Origin of the sequence: Alienimonas chondri (genome assembly GCF_013036045.1) — a bacterium.
Lineage (GTDB): Bacteria > Planctomycetota > Planctomycetia > Planctomycetales > Planctomycetaceae > Alienimonas > Alienimonas chondri.
This window is the reverse complement of sequence record NZ_WTPX01000057.1, coordinates 21,678-27,745: the sequence shown is the minus strand read 5'-3', so window position 1 is coordinate 27,745 and position 6,068 is coordinate 21,678. Positions and strand designations below refer to the sequence as shown.

Genomic DNA, 6,068 nt, shown 5'->3' with positions numbered 1-6,068 from the left:
CGTCACGGCCGTACCGGCGCCGCCGGCGGCGCCGGTACGGCCGTGACGACCGGCGGAACCGCGCGTTCCCCGACCCGGCTCGCCGTGCGGCGGGCGATGGGACGATGTCCGACCGTGCGGGCCGGTGCGCACCCCGCGTACCATCGCCGCTCGCCCGTCTCGTCGCCCTCGTTCGGCCCCGCCCATGCTCCGCCGCTCCGCCGGACGCCCCCTCAGCCCGATTTCCGGTCGTCGCCCGGCGTCCCGTCGTTCGACGGCTCGACGGCTGTGGGCCGTCGCGCCTCTGGCGGGGGCGTTGCTCTGTCCGCTCGCGGGTCTGGCGCAAGAAGAAGGCGTGGCCCAAGACGAATCGGCGCAGCCCGCGGTCGGAGCCGAGCCGACGGACGCTCCCAACCCGCTCGCGGTCGAACCGGGTTCGCCTGAGGAGTTCGTCTCCGCCGCTGCGCGTCTCCGCCGCATCGGCCGCCCCGGACTGGCCCGGCAGTACCTGAAGACGCTGCTCGATGCCCAGCCGACGGACGACGCACTGCTGGAGGCCCGCGACGCCCTCGGCCCGGCGGTGTTCTTCGAACTGGCCACCGATCCGCAGTTGCGACCCGAGGGGCAGACGCTCCAGACGCGGGTGCGGGAAGCGCTCGTGGCCCGCGGCGCCGACCCGGATCGGCTGGACGGCCTGATCGACGCGCTCATCGCCGGACCGCGCGAGCGGGACGCCGCGCGGGCCGCGTTGACGGGACTGGCCGGGAACGCGACGCCGAGACTTGTCGAACGACTCATCGCCTCCGCCGACCCGGTAGACGGGAACCAGCAGTTGAACGGGGCGATCGCCCGCTTGCTGGGCGAGTTGCGGGAGGCTTCGGTTCCCCCGCTGACCGCCGCGTTGCGAGCGCGTCAGGCGCCGGACACCGGACGGGGGTCGGTCGCCGCGGCCCTCGGCGGCACCGGCACGCAAGCGGCGCTCGATGCACTGCTCGGCCCGGCGTTCGCGCGGGATGAAGCCCCCGCCGTGCAGCTGGCCGCCCGCTCCGCATTGTCGCGGCTGACCGGCGGCGACTCGTTGCGCGGACTGTCGGACGTCGCGGCGGATCGCCTCCGCAAGCGGGCGGAGACGCTGCTCTCCACGGCGCCCGTCTCCTCCGAAACCGTCGCGCCGGAGCCTCTGTACCAGTACGATGCGGCGGAGAATCGGCTGATCCCGACGGCGTTGCCCCCGGCCGTCGCCGATCGCTTCCGGGCCGCCGTCGCCGCGTCCGCCGCGGCGGCGATCGCTCCGAATCGGGAGAACCTGCGGGCGCTCGAACTCACCGCGGCGCTGGGATACGAAGCGGCGCTGGCCGGTCGCGGTCGGTTCCTCGAACGGGGCGAAGGCACCGTGCATCGCGCCGCGCTCTCGGCGGGACCGAATCGGGTGCTGCACGCTTTGGATCGGGCGTTGGACCTCGACGCGCCGGACGCCGCGTCCGCCGCGTTGCAGGTGCTGCTCGCCGCGCCGTCGCCGGATCTGTTGCAGCCGATCGCCGAAGGGCAATCGCCCGTCGTGCGGGCGCTGAGCAGCCCGGCGCCGGAGGTGCGGTTCCTCGCGGCGCTGCTGGCGGCCCGTTCAAACCCCGGTCCGACCTTCGCGGACGGCGCCGAGGTCGTGGACGTCTTCGCCGGCGCTCTCGTGGATGCTCCCGGCGGTCGGGCGGTGGTGATCGACCCGAGCCCCGAGCGGGGTACGCAGATGGCCGGCTTGCTCCAGGGGTTCGGTTACCGGGTGAGTTTGGCGATCGACGCCCGCGAGGGCTTCGAGCAGGTGGCCGCCGGGGCCGGGGCGGATCTCGTCGCGGTGCACGCGAACGTCACGGATCTGCCGGTCTCGCAGCTCGCGGCGAACCTGCGGGCGGACGCCCGTACTCGTCCGACGGCGTTGCTGCTGTACGGGGATGATCGACTCGCAGCGCCGCTGACGCGAATCGCCGAGCGGGCGGGCGAGGCCGCGTTCACCCCGTTCCCGGTCGCCCCCGAAACGCTGGAGCGACGCCTCGCTCCGTTGCGGGCCGTCGCGACCCCGCTGCCGGACGATCTGAAGGCGGATCAAAAACGGGCCGCCGCGTATGAGTTGGCCCAGCTTGCCGCCGGCGACGAACGGGCCTTTCCCCTGAGCGGCGCGCTCGGCGAACTGTCCGACGCGATCGCCGATCCGGAGATCGCCGCAGACGTGGCGTCCGCCTTGGGAGTGATCGCGACGCCGGAGGCGCAAAAAGCCCTCGCCGACGCTTTGACGGTCATTCGTCCCGGGGCGGAATCGGAGCTTGCGGCGGCGACAGCGCTGACGAAATCGGTCCGGCGGTTCGGCTCCCTGCTCTCGGTGAACGCCGTGTCGGATCTCCGCCGCAGAGCGAGCGAGGAGCAGGAGCCCGCGCTCAGGGACGCACTTGTGGTGCTCTCCGCGACGCTGCCGGGGGCGTCGGCCGTACTGCCCGTCGAGGTGGCGCTGCCGCCGCAATAGGCAGCATCGTTGCGTGGGTGGGCGGTTTGTGTCGCCCGACCGGGGACGAAGCCGATGAAATCTACGCTGAGAGGCGCGGTAGACGTTTGGCGTCGGCCGGCAGGGCGATATTGTGCAGCGTGTTCGCCCGCTCAGACGGCAGTCGCTCCCGTTGTCACCGTATTCACCACCGCTCTCGGACCGTCGCCCGGAGCCTGATGCCCCGGAGACGGACGTGCATGCCCCCGTTCGCGGCATGGTCGGCGACTCCGACGCCATGCGACGGGTGTACGCCCTCGCGCGGCGCTTCGCCCGCTCCAACTCGACCGTCCTGCTCACCGGCGAGACCGGGACCGGCAAGGAGTTAGTCGCCCGGGCCATTCACGACAACAGCACGCGAGCCGACGGCCCGTATGTCCGCGTGAACTGCGGGGCGTTGGCGGAGAGCCTTCTGGAGAGCGAGCTCTTCGGCCACGCTCGGGGCGCTTTCACCAGTGCGATCGAGAATCGCACCGGACGCTTCGAGGCGGCCCACGGGGGCACGATCTTCCTGGACGAGATCAACTCGATCTCCAAGCATCTGCAGGTCAAGCTGCTTCGAGTGCTGCAGGAGCAGGAGTTCGAGCGCGTCGGGGACACCCGCACGATTCGAGTGAACACCCGCGTGATCGCGGCGACGAACCGGGAATTGCTGGAGGAGGTCGCCGAGGACCGGTTCCGCGAAGACCTCTATTTCCGGCTGAACGTCCTCAGCATCGACCTCCCCCCGCTGCGGGAGCGGAACGAAGACATCCCGCAACTCGCCGAGCACTTCACCGGCGTGTACGCCGCGCGGGACGGGAAGTCTCCGCCGAAGCTGGCCGCGGACGCCGTGCGTTTGTTGAGCCGCTATTCGTTCCCGGGCAACGTGCGGGAGCTGCAGAACTACATCGAACGTGCCTTGGCCCTCAGCGAAGGCGGCGCCCTCACCAGCGACCTGTTGCCGGATCATGTCCGGGGGGTGCGGCCGCCGCTGCGGCTGGTGCGAAGCGGCGACGAGGATGCGGACGATCTGCGTCGCAAATTGGTCCGGCGGGAACTCTCCGATTCGCCCGGCAGCACCGACGTGCATCCGGAGATCATCGGGCGGCTCGAACGCGAGATCCTGTTGCAGGTGTTGCGAGCCGCTCAGGGCGTGCAGACCAAGGCGGCGGCTCGATTGGGCATCAACCGCAACACGCTGCACAAGAAGATCGAGGAGCACGGACTCTCGTCCGAGGTTCGTTAGCCCCGACCGGCGTCGCCGGCGCCGGTTTTGCCGTCGCCCCCGGTTTCGGCGTCGCGTCGGGCGGCGCGCGTGCTCGGTCCGCGTAGAATGCGGGCGTGTCCAACGTCACCGTCTTCTGCTTTCTCGCCAGCTACGCGGTCGCTCTGTCCGCGGACGCGTTGCGTCTGTGGGGACGAACCGTGGCGCTGCGTTGGGTCGCATGGGCGGCCGCGGCGGCCGGGTTGCTGGCTCACACCTGGTTCCTCGCGATCACGTACGGCGGCGGATGGAACGAGGGCGCGGGCGCCGGAGCGGAACCATGGGGCGGACGGGCGTGGATCCTGGCGCTCGCGTGGCTCGGAGCGGCCTACTACGTGATCGCCACCGGCGTCGAACGCCGCAGCGCCATGGGCGTGTTTCTCTGGCCGCTGGTGCTCGGGCTGGTCGCGTGCAGCTATGCGGTGCCCGCGGGGCCGGTCTCGCTGTGGGGCGGGAAGGAGGGCGGCGTGGTGCGGGCCTGGGCGATCCTGCATGCGGGGCTGTTGCTCGTCGGGCTGCTGGGCGTCCTCGCCGGGGTGGTCACCAGCGCGATGTACCTCGTCCATCACCGTCGATTGCGGGCGGGCCGCTTCGACCCCGACGCCGTCCCGCTGTTCAGCCTTGAACGACTCGATCGCTGGAACCGCGTGGCCGTCGCCGTCGCGGTTCCGCTGCTGGCGTTGGGCGTGATGATCGGTCTCGGGCTGGTCGTCGCCGGGGGCGAGGGAGCGGTCGGCGGGCTGTGGGATCCCGTGGTGATCGGCACGACCGTCGGCGTGTTCGCGGCGGGCTTGGCGGTGGGCGAAGTCGTGCGACGGGAGGGGCAGGCCGGTCGCGGCGTGGCGGTTCGCACGCTGCTGGCGTTCGGTTTCCTCCTCGTCACCGTGATCGGGTTGCAGGTGCTGGCGGGCGGGGGCGGCTTGCTGGAAAGCTGGCATGCCGGCGGCGCCGTCGTCGCGAACGACTCGGCAAGCGATGCGGCGGCTGGGGAGGGAGGCCGATGAGCGCCGCCGTGCCCGCCCCGGATCTGGGGGTCGTGTTCTGTTCCCATCGCACCGCGGACGTGAGCCTCCGGGAACGCCTCGGCTTCTCCGCCGACGCGCTCGGCGACGTGTACGCGAAGCTCCGCGATCGCTTTCCCGCTTCGGAGCTGGTCGTCCTCTCCACCTGCAATCGCATCGAGGTCTATTCCGCCGTCCCGCCGCCGTCGGCCGGCGCCGCCGCCCCGATCGCCCCGCGGCTTTCTGATCTCGCGGGGTTCCTCTCGGAGTTCCACGCGATCCCGCAGAAAGCCTTTGCCCCGCATCTGCTCGAGCGTCGCGGTCCCGAGGCCGTGCGGCACCTGTTCGAGGTCTCCGCCAGCCTCGACAGTCTGGTGCTGGGCGAATCGCAAATTGTCGGGCAGGTCCGAGACGCATACGACCTCGCCCAGCGGCATGAGGCGTGCGGTCCGCTCACCCACGCTCTGTTTCAGGCCGCCTTCCGCACCGCCGGTCGGGTGCGGCGGGAGACCAAGCTGTCCGACGGCCGGACGAGCATCGCCAGCGTCGCGGTCGGGCAATTCGGTCGAAACATCTTCGAGCGTTTCACCGACAAGACCGTGCTGGTGATCGGCTCCGGCGAGATGGCGGACGAAACGCTCCGCTACCTGCACGACGAGGGCACCGGCCGGGTCGTGATCGTGAATCGCTCCCCGGAGCGGGCCGCCGCACTTGCCGAGGCCCGAGGCGGGGAAGTGCGGCCGTGGGAGGAACTGGACAGTTGGTTGGGCGAGGCGGACGTGATCGTCTCCGCAACCGGGGCGACGACGCCGCTGGTGACCCGCGAACGGTTCGCCGCCGCCCGCCGCGGTCACTCCGGTCGGCCGGTGTTCATCCTCGATCTTGGCCTACCGCGGGACTTCGATCCAGCCGTCGCCCGCGTGGACTCGAACGTCTTCCGGTACGACCTGGACGACTTGGAGACGACCTGCGCCGCCAACCGTCGTCGCCGCGAGAAAGAGATCGGCAAAGCCCGCGGGATCGTGGAGGAGGAGACGGAAGCCTTCCTCCGCGGCCTCGTGCATCGCGCCACCGGGCCGGTGATTCGCCGACTGCGGGACGAATGGACCGCGGTGCGGGATGCGGAACTCGCTCAGCTCTACGCGCGTCGCTCGGAGTGGTCGGATGACGACCGGGCCGCGGTCGAGCGGAGCGTCGACCGCATCGTCAACAAGCTGCTGCACCCGCCGCTGGAAGCATTGAAGGAGGAGGCCCGCCGCGGCGAGCACGGCACCCTCTTCGACAGCTTCCGCCGGCTGTTCGGAATCTAGAG

The 6,068-nt window shown here is 71.1% G+C and carries 4 protein-coding genes; all 4 read left to right on the top strand.

Annotated features, from left to right (window positions below; all coding sequences use genetic code 11):
- Window positions 1-184: 184 nt before the first annotated feature.
- The 4 genes from LzC2_RS10400 (at window position 185) to hemA (ending at window position 6,066) form a co-directional block, all read left to right on the top strand.
- Window positions 185-2,491: a hypothetical protein gene (locus LzC2_RS10400; RefSeq protein ID WP_171186582.1), complete on the top strand. Its 2,307-nt coding sequence runs from the start codon at window positions 185-187 to the stop codon at window positions 2,489-2,491.
- A gap of 214 nt (window positions 2,492-2,705) precedes the next feature.
- Entirely contained in the window at window positions 2,706-3,737 is a 1,032-nt protein-coding gene (locus tag LzC2_RS10395; protein ID WP_315854623.1) for a sigma-54 interaction domain-containing protein, read from the top strand.
- A gap of 95 nt (window positions 3,738-3,832) precedes the next feature.
- On the top strand, window positions 3,833-4,759 hold the full coding sequence (locus LzC2_RS10390; protein ID WP_171186580.1) for a cytochrome c biogenesis protein CcsA: 927 nt from the start codon (window positions 3,833-3,835) through the stop codon (window positions 4,757-4,759).
- Entirely contained in the window at window positions 4,756-6,066 is a 1,311-nt protein-coding gene (gene hemA / locus LzC2_RS10385) for a glutamyl-tRNA reductase (RefSeq protein ID WP_171186578.1), read from the top strand. Before LzC2_RS10390 ends, hemA begins: the two co-directional genes overlap by 4 nt.
- The last annotated feature ends 2 nt before the right edge of the window (window positions 6,067-6,068 follow it).

Excerpts from the sequence above, each read along its gene's own strand:
- LzC2_RS10400 (WP_171186582.1), top strand. The coding sequence starts at position 185 with ATGCTCCGCCGCTCCGCCGGACGCCCCCTCAGCCCGATTTCCGGTCGT.
- hemA (WP_171186578.1), top strand. The coding sequence starts at position 4,756 with ATGAGCGCCGCCGTGCCCGCCCCGGATCTGGGGGTCGTGTTCTGTTCC.